At 54.6% G+C, this 16,884-nt stretch carries 17 protein-coding genes; 5 read left to right on the top strand and 12 right to left on the bottom strand.

The window, feature by feature from the left end; translation table 11 throughout:
- The 3 genes from Q371_RS21925 to Q371_RS21915 all read right to left on the bottom strand — a co-directional run.
- The coding region (locus Q371_RS21925) for an extracellular solute-binding protein (protein ID WP_034344674.1) at positions 1-480 on the bottom strand (480 nt) is incomplete at its 3' end.
- Positions 481-798: 318 nt separating this feature from the next.
- Positions 799-1,332 carry a DivIVA domain-containing protein gene (locus Q371_RS21920; protein WP_051965041.1) on the bottom strand — a complete coding sequence of 178 codons (534 nt, stop codon included), beginning with the start codon at positions 1,330-1,332 and terminating at the stop codon, positions 799-801.
- Positions 1,329-1,964, bottom strand: coding sequence for a YggS family pyridoxal phosphate-dependent enzyme (locus Q371_RS21915; protein ID WP_034344670.1), 636 nt, complete (start codon positions 1,962-1,964; stop codon positions 1,329-1,331). The genes Q371_RS21920 and Q371_RS21915 overlap by 4 nt, the downstream gene beginning before the upstream one ends.
- A gap of 323 nt (positions 1,965-2,287) precedes the next feature.
- On the opposite strand from Q371_RS21915, the gene Q371_RS21910 reads away from it, so the two are divergent.
- Positions 2,288-4,804, top strand: coding sequence for a BamA/OMP85 family outer membrane protein (locus Q371_RS21910; RefSeq protein WP_034344668.1), 2,517 nt, complete (start codon positions 2,288-2,290; stop codon positions 4,802-4,804).
- A gap of 67 nt (positions 4,805-4,871) precedes the next feature.
- On the opposite strand, the gene Q371_RS21905 is transcribed toward Q371_RS21910, so the two are convergent.
- From Q371_RS21905 to Q371_RS21880, 6 genes are all read right to left on the bottom strand, one after another.
- A complete protein-coding gene (locus Q371_RS21905; RefSeq protein ID WP_034344666.1) occupies positions 4,872-6,434 on the bottom strand; it encodes a DUF3084 domain-containing protein in 1,563 nt (520 codons plus the stop codon).
- Between the two features lie 14 nt (positions 6,435-6,448).
- Positions 6,449-7,189 (bottom strand): LPS export ABC transporter ATP-binding protein, encoded by a 741-nt coding sequence (gene lptB, locus Q371_RS21900; RefSeq protein ID WP_051965039.1) that lies wholly within the window; start codon positions 7,187-7,189, stop codon positions 6,449-6,451.
- Positions 7,190-7,273: 84 nt separating this feature from the next.
- Positions 7,274-7,897: a c-type cytochrome gene (locus Q371_RS26200; protein WP_051965037.1), complete on the bottom strand. Its 624-nt coding sequence runs from the start codon at positions 7,895-7,897 to the stop codon at positions 7,274-7,276.
- 183 nt (positions 7,898-8,080) lie between these two features.
- Positions 8,081-8,647: a TetR/AcrR family transcriptional regulator gene (locus tag Q371_RS21890; protein ID WP_034344661.1), complete on the bottom strand. Its 567-nt coding sequence runs from the start codon at positions 8,645-8,647 to the stop codon at positions 8,081-8,083.
- Between the two features lie 87 nt (positions 8,648-8,734).
- The gene (locus Q371_RS21885; protein WP_034344658.1) at positions 8,735-9,034 is read right to left on the bottom strand and encodes a hypothetical protein; all 300 of its coding nucleotides are present in this window, start codon (positions 9,032-9,034) and stop codon (positions 8,735-8,737) included.
- A gap of 56 nt (positions 9,035-9,090) precedes the next feature.
- Positions 9,091-10,137 (bottom strand): peptidylprolyl isomerase, encoded by a 1,047-nt coding sequence (locus Q371_RS21880; protein WP_051965035.1) that lies wholly within the window; start codon positions 10,135-10,137, stop codon positions 9,091-9,093.
- 196 nt (positions 10,138-10,333) lie between these two features.
- Between Q371_RS21880 and Q371_RS21870 the strand changes: the two genes are divergently transcribed.
- The 4 genes from Q371_RS21870 (at position 10,334) to Q371_RS21855 (ending at position 14,957) form a co-directional block, all read left to right on the top strand.
- Positions 10,334-11,446: a lipid II:glycine glycyltransferase FemX gene (locus tag Q371_RS21870; RefSeq protein ID WP_084571594.1), complete on the top strand. Its 1,113-nt coding sequence runs from the start codon at positions 10,334-10,336 to the stop codon at positions 11,444-11,446.
- Between the two features lie 258 nt (positions 11,447-11,704).
- A complete protein-coding gene (locus tag Q371_RS21865) occupies positions 11,705-12,478 on the top strand; it encodes a hypothetical protein (protein ID WP_034344653.1) in 774 nt (257 codons plus the stop codon).
- Complete coding sequence (locus tag Q371_RS21860; protein ID WP_034344650.1) at positions 12,478-13,611, top strand: amidohydrolase family protein; 1,134 nt, start codon at positions 12,478-12,480, stop codon at positions 13,609-13,611. Before Q371_RS21865 ends, Q371_RS21860 begins: the two co-directional genes overlap by 1 nt.
- A 113-nt stretch (positions 13,612-13,724) precedes the next feature.
- Complete coding sequence (locus tag Q371_RS21855) at positions 13,725-14,957, top strand: aminopeptidase (protein ID WP_034344649.1); 1,233 nt, start codon at positions 13,725-13,727, stop codon at positions 14,955-14,957.
- Between the two features lie 177 nt (positions 14,958-15,134).
- On the opposite strand, the gene folK is transcribed toward Q371_RS21855, so the two are convergent.
- From folK to Q371_RS21840, 3 genes are all read right to left on the bottom strand, one after another.
- Positions 15,135-15,623 carry a 2-amino-4-hydroxy-6-hydroxymethyldihydropteridine diphosphokinase gene (folK, locus tag Q371_RS21850; RefSeq protein WP_034344646.1) on the bottom strand — a complete coding sequence of 163 codons (489 nt, stop codon included), beginning with the start codon at positions 15,621-15,623 and terminating at the stop codon, positions 15,135-15,137.
- A complete protein-coding gene (gene folB / locus Q371_RS28175; RefSeq protein ID WP_084571593.1) occupies positions 15,620-16,417 on the bottom strand; it encodes a dihydroneopterin aldolase in 798 nt (265 codons plus the stop codon). The genes folK and folB overlap by 4 nt, the downstream gene beginning before the upstream one ends.
- Positions 16,418-16,615: 198 nt before the next feature.
- On the bottom strand, positions 16,616-16,884 hold a 269-nt coding region (locus Q371_RS21840), incomplete at its 5' end, for a transposase (protein WP_157442874.1).

Genomic DNA, 16,884 nt, shown 5'->3' with positions numbered 1-16,884 from the left:
CCAGGTTTTGGGGGCGCTCTTGTAGCCGTATTTTTGCAGCAGGTCGGTGCGGTAGTACAGCAGGCCTGCGTCGGTGAACCAGGGGAGGGCCACCAGTTTGTTGCCGACGGTGTTGGCTTCGATGATGGCGGGGAAGTGGTCGTCGACTTCACCGGCGGGCACTTTGCCTTTCAGGTCGACGAAGTGCTGGTAGAGGATGCCGGGCCAGACCACGTCAATCTGGTAGACGTCGATGGTGTCGCTCTTGGCGGCGAGTTGTTGCTGGTAGAGGGCGAGGCGGTCGTTGGTGAGGTTGGGGCTTTCGAAGACTTTGACGGTGTTTCCGGTCTTCTTGGCCCATGCGGCCACCCCGCTTTTGCACATTTCCAGTTCCTGTCCGACTGCGCCACACGCAATCGTCAGGGTGACGCCTTGTGCTCCGGCTTGACCCATGGCCAGTGCCAGGGAAGCGATTCCAATCAGGGGCATCCACTTTTTCATGCTCTCTCCTCCTTCAGGTGAGCAAAGCAACCACAGGCATTTCATGCGGCAGCGAAATCCGGTGGTGGGTTTGAATTGCAGCTTTGTTCACCGACCATATTAACACCACCCTGCCCATCCGTCAATTGAGAATTCATCGTCCTGCAGCCAAAAGAAATCGTTTTCAATGCGTCTTAGATGCACTTTTTCGCCTGTGTTTCAGAGCCCATTCAGCCGTTTGAACAAACCTCTCAAAATTCATACCAAAAAGCACCCAGACAAACAAAAAGTGGCCTCTGGGGGCCACTGACTGGACTGGGGTTCAGCGAGCAAAAGGACTCACTCTGGATGCTTGGCACTCAATTCCAGAAAAGCCTTCAGCATGGCACGGTACTGGGCCAGAAACTGGGCTTTTTCGGATTTGACCTGCTCCAGACCGGTTTGCATTTCCTGCACCCTGGAGTGTGCTTCAGAGAACATGCGGTCGCGTTCCAGGTTGGCTTCACGCAAAAGCTCATCGGCACGTTTGCGGGCCTGATCCAGAGTGGCCTGTGCATCACGCTCGGCCTGCTCACGGATGGCTTCGGCTTCGCGCTTGATGATTTCGGCTTCACGCTGGGCGTTTTCTTTCATCTGGTGGGCAATCTGACCGGCAGAAATCACCGCACGTTTGAGGTCTTCTTCTCCAGAGCGCAACTGTCCGAGTTGCACTTCAAGCTGGTGGATGCGGGTTTGCAACTCGTTGGCATTGACCAGCATCTGCTCGTATTCGTTGGAGAGGTTTTCCAGAAACTGCTTGACTTCCTTGCGGTTGTAGCCGCTGACGGCACCCGAGAACTCCTGACTGCGAATGTCGAAAGGTGTGATGTTCATAAAAAGATGGCACTCCCTATCCGGATGAGCGTAGAACCGGCCTCGATGGCAAGGTGATAATCATCACTCATGCCCATGCTCAACTCCCTGAGTTCCAGTCTGGCGTTCAGGGCTGAAACCTGCTGAAAGATGTGTCTGGCTGCCTCGGGTTGGTCGTAGGGGGCCATCACCATCAGCCCTTCTACGGTCAGTCCCAATTCCCGGGTGGTTTTCAGCAGAGCTGCAACGTCTTCGGGTGGACAACCGTGCTTTTGCACCTCACCATTATGCACCTGAATCAGCAGTTTGGGTGATCTCCCCCATTTGTCAGCGTATCGGGCAAGTTCGGTGGCCTGTTCTGCCGTTTCAAGGGTGTGGATGGTGTGCACCTGAGAAAGGTATTTGATCTTGTTGCTCTGGATCGGCCCAATGAAGTGCCATTCCAAGTGTGGATCAGGCAGCAACTTGATTTTGTCGCGCAATTCCTGACCTCGGTTTTCAGCCAGCCTGAAATGTTCAAACTTCAGGACTTTCTCCTGAATGGCTTCTACAGGCTGTCCTTTGCTGACCGCAATCAGACGCACCTCTTCAGGGTTGCGCCCGGCTTCTCTGGCACAACGCTCAATGTCTTGCAGCAGGATGGGAAGTTGCATCCAGAACCTCCTGACCAGAGGACTTTGTGACCCAATCCGGGAAAAAGTTCAACACATGGGATCGGCGCATAAAAGCAGTCTACACCAGCTCCAGAAATCCTTTGAACCAAATGGGGTCGGGGAACACAGCCAACCTGCTTGCTGATGATTTTCATTTTAAAACGTCTATTCTGCTATAAGCGGGAGAGGTTGTCCTGAATGTCCTGTGTGGACAGACAACACAAAGTTAAGCTTTTGATGAAGTGAAACCCTCCCCCATCAGGCCCACCCATTCACGCTTCTCACTGCCCCTTTCAGGAATAGTAGAGAAATACGGAGGAAGCATGCGTAAAAGACTGGCACTCACTCTGGCCCTGCTCAGCGTTCCAGCACTGGCACAACAGCAAGGCACTTTAAGTGAAATTCGTGTACAAGGGGCAGACGACCTGCTCAGCAGCCTGATCAAAATTGAGTTGCCATTCCTGATTGGAGACCCGGTGGGACGGGTGGACCCCAAACTCGCCGAGCTGACTGTGGAAGGTCTGGGCTTTTTCAAAAGTGTGGAAGCCCGACTGATCGAAGAAAATGGACAGGCGGTTCTGGTGATTCAGGTGGAACCCAACCCAACCATCACCCAGCTTGAAATCAAAGGAAACACTGCGGTACAAACCCAGCAGATTCAAGCTTTGCTGGAAAACCGACTGAACATCTCTGCAGGCACCACCCTGAACACCTTGCGCGTGGATCAATCCAGACAGTTGCTCTCGGAAGGTTACCGTTCTGCAGGATTCCCCTTTGCCCCCAAAGTGCAAACCGATCTGATTGCAGAAGCAGATGGGGTCAAACTGGTTTACACCATCGACGAAACCGCACCTCTGGAAAATGTGACGGTCTCGGGCAACACACTGGTCACACAGGAAGAATTGCAAGAGGCTGTGGCTCCACTGGTGCAAGCCAAAACCTTCACCATGCAGACCTATCAGCAGGTGTTGCAGAACATTGGTGCACTGTATGCCCGCAAAGGATATCAGGGCAGTGGACCGGTACCCTCTGGGGCAGAACTCGCAGGCAATGTGCTGAACATTCCCGTGCGTGAGCTGAAAATCGGCAGTGTAGATACCAGCAGTCTGGGTGAAGGGGTCACCCTGAGCAGCAAACCTGGCGATTTTTTGAACACCAACCTGTTGCTGGACGATGTGCGGGCACAGGGCAACCGGCTCGGCAAATACATCAGTGTGGAATACACACCAGACCCCCAGGATCCCACCCTGGTCAATGTGTCTTTCGTGCTGACCGATCAGGCCACAGGAAAGATCGACAAAATCGTCATCAACAACGAAACCGCACTGACGGAAGAAGAGTTGCGTCCCCTGTTGCGCTTGAAAAGCGGTGACATGTTCAACCTTGAATTGGCCCAGAGCGATTATCTGGCCATGCAAAGGGCTTACCGCGAAAAAGGCTACGAACTGGTGACCCAACCCAACCCCATCGATTTTGATGGAACCACCCTGACTTTCAACCTGCGCGAACTCAAGATTGCAGGCTATGAGCTGGAGTGGACGGGTGAGCACCGCAGTCAAGAACGCTTGATTCTGCGTGAATTGCCACCAGCAGGCAGCGCTTTCAACAAAGACATCTTCAACAAGAGTCTGGAGCGCTTGATCCGCACCGGTTATGTGGCTCCTCCTCAGGTGCTCACCAAAGTGAATCCAGAGGATCCCAATGGTGCCATTTTCGTTCTGAAGCTCACGGAAAACAGCAACCGCTACTTCAGCCCTGCCATTGAATACAACAGTTTGGGCAGTGGCTGGACGGGCAGTGTGGCTTATGAAGACAACAACTTCTTTGGCACCGGACACAGTGCCTCTGCACAAATCAGTGCCAACCTCAACGAAGCCAACCAGCCTTTCAATGCCCAGATTGGTTATTCCATTCCCTGGTTGGATTTTGATTTCCTGGACTTTGCCACGGTACCCACCAGTGCATCGTTGAACGTTTACAGTGTGATCACCCCCAACCTGTCCATCAAAAAGCCTGTGCCAGGCAGCACCGATACCGAAGACACTGGAAGACAGTACTCTGAACGCTCCACAGGTTTCAGTGTGAATGTGGGCCGTCCCCTGACCCCAGAACTGCGCCTTTCTCTGGGCTACAGCATGGAGTGGACCCAGGCGTATCTGGAAAGACGTGCTCAGGGTGAAGCAGGATTGCCAGACAACGATCCTGATTTGCTGGCCAGTTTCCCACCCAACGGCCAGAACAGTCAGGTCTACAGCAACCTCAGTTTTGACAACAGCAATTTTCCAGAATTCCCCAGTTCAGGCTTCAGGGCCACTGCAGGGGTTTCTTATGGTTTCGGTTATGTGGGCAGCGACCGGTTGAACTGGTGGCAGATCACCGGAGGAGGCCGCAGCTACTTTGGTTTCGGCAACAAACTGGACAATGGCTTCGATCAATTTGCCGTGGCCCTGCGGGCCAATGCAGGGACCATTCTCGGAAATGCTCCCGCCTCCCGCACATTCATCATTGGGGGCAGTGAACCTTCTGATCGTTTCACTTTGCGTGGATACGACAACAAAGCCTTCACAGGATCAAATTTCTACACAGCCAGTGCCGAATTCCGCTACAACACAGGCATCTCTACAGGCTTCTCACAAGGGTTGTACGCTGTGGCCTTTCTGGATGCTGGCGATGCATGGAGCAAATCCAATGAACTCAATGCCAACCTGGGTTACGGCGTTGGCGTTCAACTCAACCTCGGGACCAGCAGTTTCTTGCTGCCTGCCATCCGACTGGATTATGGTTTCAGTCCCACCAACCCCAGAGGCAAACTGCATTTCCGTCTTGGTTCCTTCTTCTGAACTTGCCTTTCCAAAAAAACATCCTCCTGTCCGGAGGATGTTTTTTCATCCAGAATTCAACCAAAATTCAACGCAAGATGCGAGGGTACAACACCACTTTGCTTCCCGGTTTGATGTCAGAACGTGACACCATGGCAACCAGCACAGAACCTTTGAGGTTCTTCAGGCTGTTGACCATGTTGACAGTATCGGTGGTGCTCAGACCGCCCGGCAGGTTTTCCAGAGGAATCCCCTGCTCATGAAGGGTTTTGATGGTGTCCAGAGCAAGGGTTTGCAGGAACTGGGTGAGCTCCCGGTTGGTTTTCACACCACTGGCACCCACACTGATCAATCGGGACCGGATGGGTTGCTCACTGGCGTAAAGCACTTTGTTTTCCACAATCTGCATGTCCACGCTGACCGGGAAGCCTTTGATCTGGTTGTTGGTGGCCCGGACCAGCACAAGCACATCTCCGTTCATGCCACGCAAACGCTGGGCCAGCAAAGACACCTGGTCCTCGCCAATCAGGACTGCATTGGGTTTGCCTCTGGCCCCTTTGGCAATGGCTTTGAGTTCCGCCTGACGAACCGCACGCTCCAGAGCATCTGACCCTTCTGAAGCGACAAAAATGCCCTGGAACACCAGATCACCTTTCTCGAAAATGGCATCCTGGGTTCGGCGGGCTTCCAGTTCGGTGCGTTGCTGGTCCAGACTGGCTTTCAATTGTGTGGATTCTGCACGCAACTGTCCCATCTCCTGATTCAGCTGCTTGAGAGAAGAACGCAATTGCGAATTGTCCTGCTTGAGCTCTTCAGACTCTTTGAGCAGTTGAGCCCGCAGGTACTGAAGCCCACTGAGTTCTGCCTGTGCAGTCTGACGGGCTTTCTTCAGGGTTTCGTTTTCTTTCTTCAGGTTGCGTTGCTCGTTGCGCAGGGCCTCAATGGTGGGGCTGATCTGCTTCACCTGCTGCTGGGCTTGCTGGTACTGCTGCAGGGCTTGCTGATATTGGCTCTGGACTTTCTGGAATTGGGCCCGTTCCTGATCGAGGTCTTTGACCATCTGCTCATAACTGGTTCGCAATTTTTGGTTCTGCTTGTCCAGATTGGTGCTTTTGACTTCCAGTTCACGGATGCTCTGTTCAAGGGTCTGCCCCTGTTTGAACAGTTCATCTGCCCGTCCATTGAGTTTCTGGTTCTGGGACTCCAGAGCCACCCGGTATTCTTTCAGTTCAGACACTTCTTGTTTCAAGCCATCGGCTTCTTTTTTGAGGCTGTCCCGGGCAGTGAGCGCTTCTGTGCGTTCTTTGCTGAGGCGAACCACATTTTGCTGGGTGTCTTCGAGGGCCACTTCCAGAGCAGCTTTGTTCTGTTTCAAAGGCTCAATTTGCAGTTTCAGCTCCTGCAACTCTTTGCGGTACTGTTCTGCCTTACTGATGGTGACAATGGCCTGTTGGTTGACCAGCGCAAATCCCAGCATGCTGAGAAAGCTGATTCCCATCCCCGTGGCCACAGCATAAATCAAAGCTGTGGTTTTGGGCCGCAAACCAAACAAACGGATGTGACGCCGCCCAACCCGTCTGGCCACGTTGTCTGCAACGTAGGCAATCAGACCGGCCAGCAGCACCACAAAAACGAGGAGCACCCAGAGCATACTGTCCTCCTCTCTTACACTTCGAAGTTTTCACCCAGGTAGTGACGGCGTGCACTGTCGTCACGTGCAAACTCTTCCGGGGTTCCCTGAAAGCGCACCTGCCCGTCGTACATCAGGTACACCCGGTCACAGAGGGCCATGGTTTCACGCACAGCATGGTCCGTGATGAACACCCCGAGGCCACGGCGTTCCCGCAGTTCTTTGACCAGACGCTGGATTTCCGCCACGGATTTGGGATCCACCCCTGTGAAAGGCTCATCCAGCAGGATGAAGTCAGGATCGGTGGTCAGGGCTCTGGCAATTTCCAGACGACGACGCTCACCACCCGAAAGCTGGTAGGCATAAGACTGGGCCAATTTGGTCAAACCAAATTCTTCCAGCAAAGCATCCGCACGGTTTTCCTGTTCCTGACGGGTCAGGTTCTGGAATTCCAGGATGGCCAGCAGGTTGTCTCTGGCGGTCATTTTGCGAAAAGCACTGGGCTCTTGTGGCAAATAACCCAGCCCTTTCTTGGCCCGATGGTGCATGGCAAGGCTGGTGATGTCTTCCCCTTTGAGGGTGATGCGTCCACCATTGGGGCGCACAAATCCCACCATCATGTAAAAAGTGGTGGTTTTCCCTGCCCCGTTTGGACCGAAAAGGGCCACAATTTCACCCCGTTTGATGTTGAGGTCCACTCCGCCCACCACAGTGCGTTTTCCGTAAGATTTATAAAGCCCTGAGGCCTTGAGTTCCAGAAGGTTCGATGATGTCATCAGTGTTCACGTTAGCATGCTGCAGGATGTGACCCATGAGCATAAAAAACCCCGCATCTCGCGGGGAGGAAAGGCCAAAAACGTTTACTGCAGGGTGCTCAGGAAAGCGTGCAAGTCCACAACTTGCTCGTCGCTGATCTGGCCTTCTGCAAAGCGGGGCATGCCAGGCTGAAGGGTTTTGCCATCAGGGGTTTTGCCTTCACGCAAGGTGACCTTCAGACCATCTGCGGTCCATTTGCTGACCACACCGGCCAGTTTGGGACCAAATCCACCTTCGCCATTGGCTCCGTGGCAACCCGCACAATTGTTGAAAACGGTTTTGCCATTTTCCACATTGCCACTGGCAGCCATTTCAGTGCCACCTTCAGCATTGTCTTCCTGGGTGCCCATGCTGTCAGCAGGGCCGGTATCGGGTTTGGACTGGTCGTTGGTGGGGTTGTCTGCAACCTGATCTTGAGGTTGATCGGCCTGAGCGTTGCCTTCGGTTTCACTTTCCTGTCCGGGGTCGGTGGCGTTGCCATCCAACTGGGGGGTGGTGCCAGCTTCACTGGCGGCATTGGCTTCTTCGGGACTGGGCAAGCCCTTGTCTCCTTCGTGCTTGCCTTCCATGTGGGCAGAGCCATCGTGGACACCCTGGTTGTACGCCACAATGCCCCCTCCCACCAAAAACACCATGAAAATGGCCATCTGCACAGCAAAACGGTTCATATGTCCTCCTAGGGCTGGTTGCCAGCCTGTATCGAGTTCTTAGGCTACATCATCTGGATGAAGCTTGTCATCCCAGAAGAAATACAACATTCGGCCTGCACTTTACTGTACGGAAGGCCACTCGGGACGCTTGTCCCTGTTCAATATACCGTGTATTTTGGCATTCGATTTTTGGGATTTGATTCAGTCCAGAGTCAGAATGGCCTGCATGGCCCGCAAGCACTCTTCCCTGTACTGCCCGAGGTCTGCATGGTCATCAAACAGGAACTGGATGGCCAGACCATCCAGAACCGCCCGCATCAGTTTGGCCTGCTCTGGGGTGCGGGCAATGCCCACTTTAAGCATGTCGGTGCTGTCAAACAGCATCTGGGTGAGCAACCGGAGTTCATAAACTTTGGTGCTGGCAGACAGGAAATCCAGATACACCGTATAAAAACGCCGGGTGTTGAGCAAACCATAAAACTGGTTTTCCACAAAAACCCTCAGGCGGTCTTCGGTGGTGTTCTGCTGCCGGATGGCCCGCATGGACGCCACAGCAATGGTTCGGACAAACCGCTTGAGCACCTCCTTGAACAGGCTTTCTTTGCTGCCAAAGTAATACACCAGAGTGCCTTTGGCCACCCCTGCTTGCTGGGCAATGTCCGCAAGGGTCACGCTGGCATAACCCCGCTGGTAGATGGCATGGTAGGCCGCCTGAATGATGTGGTTGCGGCGTTGCTTTTCAGCTCTGGGATTGACGGTTCTGGCCATGAAAGTTCCTGATCACGAAAAAAGCGGGGCAAAATCGCTTCTGCCCCGCCATGTTAGCACTTTTGCAAGACTGTCTTTTGCAGCACGTTACGGATTGGGCTTGCGCTCAAAGTTGGTGACCAGATAAGGCAGGGTGGTCTGGTTGTAACGGCCTTTTTCATCAAACCAGTACACATAACTGCCGTTGCTGTTTTCGGTTTCAGCCCGGGTCACTTTGCCCTGCACCATGCCATTGAAGATTTCTTTGCCATCGTAGCTGTACAGGGTGATGTACATTCTCGTGTTGGCAAAATCCAGCACCTGACGCCTGAGCTGGTTCTGGGTTTCCGAACGACAACCCACCAGAGCCAGAGCAAGCACAGCAAAAGCAACAATTGACTTCTTCATAAGCACCTCTACCTTCCTGTTACGCAGTCAGGACCTCAAAAGATCCCAAATGAACGTCACTCGGTGGGAGGGGTTTCTTCGGTCATGTCTCCAGCACCTTCACCCTCGGGGGCAGCAGGCACGTCCACACGGACCACTTCTTCGTTGAGCTCGACAGGCACTTTGGCCAGTTTGGCTTGCATGACCTTGTAAGCTGCACGTTGTTTGAGCCCTGAAGCCAGTTCGGCTTTGGCGTCTTCAAAAGGCAGCACTCCAGCTTCATTGCGACGGTCCACGATCAAAAGGTGCACGCCGAATTGGGTGGTCACCTGTTGCAGTTGACCCACAGGCCCCTCGAAGGAAGCCTTGTCAAACTCGGGAACGGTTTCGCCTTTGGAGAAGCAACCCAGTTCGCCTCCCTGTGCAGCACTGCCGGGATCCTGAGAGACTTCCTGAGCCACAGCAGCGAAAGCTTCACCTTTGTCCAGACGGTCTTTGACGGTGGCAGCAATCTCAGGGGTTTGCACCAGAATGTGCTTCACGCAAGCCTGAGCAGAACGGTTGAATTTGTCTTTGTCGAGGAGGTAGAGCATCTGCAGGGCGCTGTCGGAAATTTCAGCACGCTGGGAAAGGCTGTTGATCCAGTTCTGGGTGGCGATGTCACGGGCAATCAGTTCGCGCAGGAAAGCCTCATCGCGGATGCCCGCATCTTTGATGGCTTGCTGGTAAGCAGCATCATCCTGGAAGCCTGCTTTGACCTGCTGGATCTGGGCATCGATCACTGCAGGATCGGCACCAAAACCCATGCTGTTGGCCATGTCAGAAGCCACAATCTGCTGGACCACATCTTGCAGGATCTGCTCGCGGTAAGCATCGAAGTACTTGTAGTTCTCAGGGCTGGCAGGCATGCCTTGCTGGTTGAGCAAACGGCCAGCGTAAGCCTGGTATTCCACTTCAAATTCAGCGAGGGTCAGTTCTTCATCGCCATAGGTGGCAGCCACAGCATTGGGGTCCTGAGGGATGGCATCGGAAACAGCGGGGGTCTCGGGGGTGGCTGGAGCAGTTTCCTGTGCGAAGCCCAATCCTGCCATGGTCAGCATCAATGTGATCAGATGTTTTTTCATTTCATTCCACCTTATCAAAGAAAGATGAGCTTTGATAGCAGTTTTTGCACCAAAAGCAAGAACCGCTTCCAGAGCCCAAACCCAAGCGGTTCAAAAAACAAAAAAACCAATTGCAGCAGGAGTTCCAGCTTCACTGCCCCTGACACCAATGGTCTGGCTGCAGGGGATCAAGGGAATGAAGTGACATGAGGAATGCATGTGGTTTCTCTCACCGGGCTTTGCTAGACTCTGGGACGTGTCCAGTTTGCGTTTGATTGAAGCCCCCACCCGAGATGCCTACGACGAAATCGTCGCCACCCTCCCCTACACCAGCCCTTTGCAGGCGTGGGGATTTGGAGAGGCCAGAAAAGTGCTCGGGCAGGAAGCCCATCGATTTCTGATTCAAAAAAATGGCCGGACTGTGGGGGCGATCCAGATCCTCCGCAAGCCTCTGGTGGCCGGATTCAGCCTGCTATACGTGCCCAGAGGTCCAGTTTTTGAAAACCCTGACGACCTGCTGGATTTGCCTGCAGCCATCAAAAAATTTGCGAAAGTCACCGATTTGACCGTCAAAATTGAGCCGCCCAAGCCCATCCCCAGCACTGAAGAGGAGCAGCAGGACATCCCTGACAGCCTCGGAATCTGGAAACGGGGCAAGGTCGAGCAGCCAGAGCACACCATCGCGGTGGATTTGCGTCTCCCTGAAGACCAACTGCTGAAAAACCTCCACCAGATGGCCCGCAGGAACGTCAAAACCGCCCAGAAGCTGGGCACCGTGGCAGGCCGTGACGACCATTTCGATGACTTCTGGCACATTTTTGAAGCCACCAACGAACGGGCCAAGCTTGGGCAGTATCCCAAAAAGTATTACACCACCATGCTCAGCGCCATGCAGGGCAAACACAGCGAGGCTTACATCGTGCTGGCCCGCCATGAAGGCAAAGCTCTGGCCGGAGGGTTTTTTGTGGCAGTGGGCAAAGGCACCTATTACCTGTACGGCGGTTCTGTGCGGGATGACCGTCTGACCCCCGAGGGGGAACCTTATAAAGATGTCAAAGCCCCCACAGCATTTTACTGGAATGCCATGCTGGACGCCAAAGCAAGAGGATATGAATTCTTTGATTTCTGGGGCATTCCGGCCAAACTCTCCGAAGACAAACACTCTTTTGGGGTGTTCAAAATGAAAGAGAACTTCGGTGGTTTCAAGCTCTGGTACCCTGCGTACGACCTGGACCTGAACCCGATGGCTCCAGCAGTGCGCAAGATGCTGGCCGCCCGCAAGCGCAGGATCAATTTGAAAATGCGTGGGACAGCGGAGGATGTGCTTTAAAAGAAGGCCAAGACAGAGCCGAGAGCCGAGAGCCGAGAGCCGAGAGCCGAGAGCATCGTGCCATGCGCAGAAAAAATGATCAAGAGGAATGTAGGGACGCAGCGGGCAAGTTTCACCACAAGTTGGTGAACTCTTCTGCACAAGACAGGGTGCTGCGTCCTGATTGCCAATGCAAAAGCTCAATTTGCCTTCTGTTTTCTGCCTTCTCCCTTCTGCTCGTCCCAGTGCCCTCGGCAACTTTGATAAAGTAAGTCCAGAATGAAGCCTGTCGCCCTCATCGGCCCACACCAGAATGAACTTCCTGAAATCCTCAGGCGCGTTTTTGAAGAGAGCCACCTGCAACTGCAACCCCACACCCTGCCCCAGACCCACCCGAGCAGCGTGCTGCAAAGCCTCTCCACCCTCGGGTATGCGGGAGGGCTGATCTCGGATGAGTTCAGCGAGTCGTATTTTCCTTACTGTGCCAGAGTGAGCGTGGAGGCCAGGCGGGTGGGACGCATTGACACCATCAGCAGTCTGGGTGGAGGGTTTGATGCCACCCACACCCTTGAGGACAGCCTGTTTCAGTGGATGGAACACAGCGGTTACCGCAGTGCCGGAGCCCGACTGATGGTGATTGGAGGCAACTTCAAAGCCAACACGGCCATCCAGCTCGGGCGTCTGGGGTTTGTGTCGGTGATGCTGGCTGCACAGAACATGTCCACGGCAGAAGAACTGCTGAAAGTGGTGCCCATCGGGATTGAAAAATACCCTCTGGTGGTGGGTGGTTACAGTTTTGCTTCTTTCATGGAGCAGCAGGATTTGCTGATCATCACCGAAGATGTCGGAAAACTGCGCTTTCAGCCATACCATCAGGTGATGGACCTCTCTGGCCTGTACGGCCAAGCGGTGCAGCAGGATGGGGCACACCTGTGGGACAACACCCAGCTTGAAGTGATCCGCCTGAGCCACCAGCTGAAATTCCTGACCGGACGCAACATCGCCCCGAGCCTGATCCAGTGGGCATGGCAGGCCCTCAAAGAAGGTTCCTGATGCAGCTTCGCTTGTTCACCTGTGAAGTGCTGTACTCAGGAATGGGCATCCCCAGAAGCCCTGGAGCCATTGTGTTGTCGGATGAACTGGTGGTGGCCACTGGAAGCCCCGAGGAATTGCAGCAGATGTACCCTCAGGCGGTGTTTGCAGGGCACCACAAAGTGATTGGGCCACAGGTCGCCAATGCCCACACCCATCTGGACCTCAGCACCATGCCCTTCATGGAGAAACCCTATACGGCATGGATTCAGGAAGTGATCCGCTTCTCCAGAAGTGGACAGCGCAATCTGGATGCAGCCCTTCAGGGCCTCTCAGAAATCGCCCCAAAACTGGGCGACATCGTCACCGAAGAAAGTGTGATGGAATTTCTGCTCCAGCAGGAGGGGCTGCAAGGGGTGGCTTACTGGGAGGTCATCGGCCTCAACCCAGAGCACGCCGACAAAATTTTTCAGGACACCACAGCCCGTCTGAGAAAATGGCGCAAAATGGAGCGCCCAAACGGCATGAAGGTGGGTCTCAGTCCCCACACACCCCATACGGTGTCTGGAAAACTGATGAAATTGCTGGCCCAGTTTGCACAGGCTGAGGGTTTCCCCATGCAAATCCATGTTGCAGAGCACCCTGCAGAACTGGAATTTCACACCACAGGCACTGGACCTCTGGCCGAATCCATCGAGGGGTTCTCTGGTCTGAAAACCCGTGAGATTCTGGGACACGACAATGGACCAACGGTGGTGGAACACCTCGATCTGCTGGGGGTTTTGCAGGCCAGACCCACCCTGATCCATGTGGTGAACGTCACGGAATCGGACATCCAACGGATTGCAGCAGCAGGATGCCCGGTGATCACCTGCCCGAGAAGCAACCATGCTCTGGAATGTGGCACCTTCCAGTGGCCCGTTTTTGCCCGTTATGGTGTGGAAATTGGCATTGGAACGGACAGCAAAGCCAGCGGTCAAACCCTGAACGTGCTGGATGAAATCCGTTTCGCACAGGAATTGTATGGCGAGGAGGTCCCTTTGCGTTCTCTGGTTCGGGCTGCCGTCAAGGGCAATTACCGGATTCTGGGGTTGCAAGTGCCGTTTTTGCGACGTGGTGAGCCAGTACAGAATGTGCATTTCTGGGAGTTTTAAAGAACGCAAAAGGCAGAAGGCAGAAGGCAGAAGGCAGAAGGCAGCTTTGACGCCCTCCTCTGCTAAATGGCCTATTTTCCACAACTCCTCTAGGCAGGTTAAACTGTGGGCGTATGTTAAGCTTCGAGCAAAAACTGCGCAATTACGCCGAAATTGCCGTGAAAATCGGCATCGGCCTGAAACCCGGCCAGCGTCTGCTGGTCCTCAGCCCTGTGGACACCGCCCCCCTTGCCCGTCTGGTGGTGGAAGAAGCTTACAAAGCCGGAGCCCGTCTGGTGGACGTGCTCTGGAGCGATGATGCGGTTCAACTCAGCCGGTTTGAACACTCCACCATCGACAACTTTGATGAAGTGTCGACGGTCAACATGAACATCCAGATGGAGTATGCCAAAAACGGCGATCCCATCCTTTCCATCCGGGCCACCGACCCCAGCCTGCTGAAACATCAGGATCCAGAGAAAGTCAGCAAGTACAATCTGGCCTTCAGCAAATCCCGCAAGCCTTACCTTGAACTGGTGCAGGTCAATGCCTTCTCCTGGACCCTGATCAGCGCACCCATCCAGAGCTGGGCCGCCTCCGTGTTCCCCGATGCCCCTGCAGAGGAACAACAGGACAAACTCTGGGACGCCATCTTCGCAGCCACCCGTTCCGATCTGGAAAACGGTCTGGAAGCCTGGCAGGAGCACATCAAGGCTCTGGCCCACCGTTCTGCGACCCTCAACAGCAAGAATTACACGGCACTCCACTTCAAGAGCGCTGCCACCGACCTGACTGTGGGCCTTCCAGAGGGTCACTATTGGGAAAGCGCTCAGAACCCCAACCGCAACGGAGACCTGTTCTGCGCCAACATCCCCACCGAAGAGGTGTTCACCCTGCCCCACCGCGAACGCGTGGATGGCACGGTGCGCAGCACCAAACCCCTCACCTACATGGGCCAACTGATGGACGGCTTTGAAATCACCTTCAAAGACGGTAAAGTGGTGGACTTCAAAGCCGAGCAAGGCGAAGAAACCCTGCGCAAACTGGTTTCCACCGACGAAGGAGCTGCACGCCTCGGAGAAGTGGCTCTGGTGCCCACCTCCAGCCCCATCAACCGTTCCGGCATTTTCTTCTACAACACCCTGTATGACGAAAACGCCGTGTGTCACATTGCTCTGGGCTCGGCCTACCGCCACAACATGCATGGTGGCGTGGACCTCACCACCGAGGAATTCAAAGCCAGAGGTGGCAATGAAAGCATCATCCACGTGGACTTCATGATCGGCAGCGACGACATGGACGTGGACGGCATCCTGCCTGACGGCACCCGTGAAGCGGTGATGCGTCAGGGCGAATTTGTGATCTGAACCCCACCTCGCTCGTTGCACTCGCTTTCCTCCCCTACAAACAGGGGAGGGTTTTTTCTCAATGCACTTTCCCCCTCAACCAAGGGGGAATTTTTCTTGGTGGAGCTTTTCAATCAAAAGTCCCCCTGAAATTCAGCAGGACAATGCAAGCGAAGCGAGCATGGGGAGTTACAGGTTTTACCAGACTTCTGCCTCAAGCCCGATGCCTTCCAGATCCATGCCAGAGACCCCAGCAAAGACGGTCTCCCCTTTTTGAGGGTGTTTCCAGTCGGGCAGGATGTCGCTGAGGGGCTTCATCACAAATGCGCGGTCCCACATGCGGGGGTGGGGCAAGGTCAGGCGTTCGGTGGTCAGGACCGTGTCTCCATAAGCCAGCAAATCCAGATCGAGGGTGCGGGCTCCATTTTTGATGAAACGCTCCCGGCCTCGGGCATGCTCGATGTTGAGGAGTTCTTCAAGGAGCTCTTCGGCAGGCAGGGTGGTTTCCAGAGCCACCACTGCATTCAGGTAATCGTCTTGTGCATCTGGAACACCCACAGGAACAGTGCGGTACAGGCTGGACTTGAGGGTGACTTCTCCCAGTTCATCCAGCCAGTCCAGAGCGAACTGGAAGTTGGAGACCACATCTCCGAGGTTTCCTCCAAGGGCAATCAGGGCAAGGGTCATCGGATGCGCTCCACTTCTGCGTACACATCCCGGAACACACCCGGCAAGGGGGCATGGGGTTTGTGCACCCGGATGGTGAGTTTCTGCAATTTGGGTTGCTCCAGCATCAGGCGGTCTGCAATGCTGTTGGCCAGCACCTCAATCAGGTAATAGCTTTTGACGGTCACCTCATCTTTGACGGTGCGGTACACCTTTTCATAATCAATGGTGTGGTCCACCTGATCGGGAATGCCTGCAAAGTCAAAAGAGAGTTCGGCATCCACCACAAATCTGGCACCCAAGCGGGTTTCTTCCTGATAGACCCCGTGCCGACCATGAAATTCCAGACCCGAAAGCACCACTTTCCCGAGGGGCTGCACCCTCTGGGACACCACGGTTTTCTGGCCTGTGTAATGGTAGCGGATGGCTGCACGCAAGCCTTCGTCGTTGAGGCCATCAAAGATTTCGCGGTTGTGCAGGGATTCCAGAGCACTGATCAGAAGGGACTCCGGGGTGATGTCGGGTTGCCCCAGATCTCTGGAAACCACCGAAGCCGTTTCCATGACCTCACGCACCCCCACGGACATGGCACTGGAGGTCTGGCCTTTTCTGGAAGCTGGAGGATAAATGCGGGTGAGTTTCTTCCTCAGGACCTCAAGCGTGAAGCCATAATCGTCCAGCAGGGTCTGGAAAGGATAGGTTTCCTTCAGGAGACCCAGCAGAAGGTGTTCAGTGAGGACTTCCAGATGTCCGAGGCTGTGCGCCTCTTCTCGGGCATGCTGGAAAGCGGTTCTTGCGGCTTGCGAATACTGCATACATTAAGGATTGTATATCAGGGGTTGGGATCGGGGGTGGGAGGAGGTCTTTTTGAGAGGCTCGGCAGGTCCCGCCCAATTGCCGAGAGCCTTGTAGGGGCTACGCGTGCGTCGCCTTGAAGCCGAGAGCCGAGAGCCGAGAGCCGAGAGCCGAGAGCCGAGAGCCGAGAGCCGAGATACTGTCTTTTCCCCAAAACGTCAAGGGCCAGGGTAAGCCGGATCAAAAGGCTTGCCCTGTTTCACCACCGCAAACGCGATCCGCAAGATCTTCCTCGCCAACGCACACAACGCCACCTTCCCAGGTTTTCCCCGCAAACGCAACCCACGGTAATACTCCCCCAGACGGCTCTTCGAACGAATCGCCCCCAAAGCCGCCTGATACGCCGCTTTCCTCAACGATGCATGCCCAACTTTACTCAAATGCCGCCCCGCCTCATGTTTCCCGGATTGACGCATCCGCACATCCA

Source organism: Deinococcus misasensis DSM 22328 (genome assembly GCF_000745915.1).
Lineage (GTDB): Bacteria > Deinococcota > Deinococci > Deinococcales > Deinococcaceae > Deinococcus_C > Deinococcus_C misasensis.
This window is presented reverse-complemented; position numbering and strand designations above follow the sequence as displayed.

Bases quoted from the DNA above. Each gene is read 5' to 3' on its own strand.
- Q371_RS21910 (WP_034344668.1), top strand. From the start codon at position 2,288: ATGCGTAAAAGACTGGCACTCACTCTGGCCCTGCTCAGCGTTCCAGCA.
- Q371_RS21865 (WP_034344653.1), top strand. From the start codon at position 11,705: ATGAAGCCTGTCGCCCTCATCGGCCCACACCAGAATGAACTTCCTGAA.
- Q371_RS21885 (WP_034344658.1), bottom strand. From the start codon at position 9,034: ATGAAGAAGTCAATTGTTGCTTTTGCTGTGCTTGCTCTGGCTCTGGTG.
- Q371_RS21890 (WP_034344661.1), bottom strand. From the start codon at position 8,647: ATGGCCAGAACCGTCAATCCCAGAGCTGAAAAGCAACGCCGCAACCAC.
- Q371_RS21920 (WP_051965041.1), bottom strand. From the start codon at position 1,332: ATGAACATCACACCTTTCGACATTCGCAGTCAGGAGTTCTCGGGTGCC.
- Q371_RS21880 (WP_051965035.1), bottom strand. From the start codon at position 10,137: ATGAAAAAACATCTGATCACATTGATGCTGACCATGGCAGGATTGGGC.
- folK (WP_034344646.1), bottom strand. From the start codon at position 15,623: ATGACCCTTGCCCTGATTGCCCTTGGAGGAAACCTCGGAGATGTGGTC.
- Q371_RS21905 (WP_034344666.1), bottom strand. From the start codon at position 6,434: ATGCTCTGGGTGCTCCTCGTTTTTGTGGTGCTGCTGGCCGGTCTGATT.
- Q371_RS21915 (WP_034344670.1), bottom strand. From the start codon at position 1,964: ATGCAACTTCCCATCCTGCTGCAAGACATTGAGCGTTGTGCCAGAGAA.
- Q371_RS21855 (WP_034344649.1), top strand. From the start codon at position 13,725: ATGTTAAGCTTCGAGCAAAAACTGCGCAATTACGCCGAAATTGCCGTG.
- Q371_RS26200 (WP_051965037.1), bottom strand. From the start codon at position 7,897: ATGAACCGTTTTGCTGTGCAGATGGCCATTTTCATGGTGTTTTTGGTG.
- Q371_RS21870 (WP_084571594.1), top strand. From the start codon at position 10,334: ATGTGGTTTCTCTCACCGGGCTTTGCTAGACTCTGGGACGTGTCCAGT.
- folB (WP_084571593.1), bottom strand. From the start codon at position 16,417: ATGCAGTATTCGCAAGCCGCAAGAACCGCTTTCCAGCATGCCCGAGAA.
- lptB (WP_051965039.1), bottom strand. From the start codon at position 7,189: ATGACATCATCGAACCTTCTGGAACTCAAGGCCTCAGGGCTTTATAAA.
- Q371_RS21860 (WP_034344650.1), top strand. From the start codon at position 12,478: ATGCAGCTTCGCTTGTTCACCTGTGAAGTGCTGTACTCAGGAATGGGC.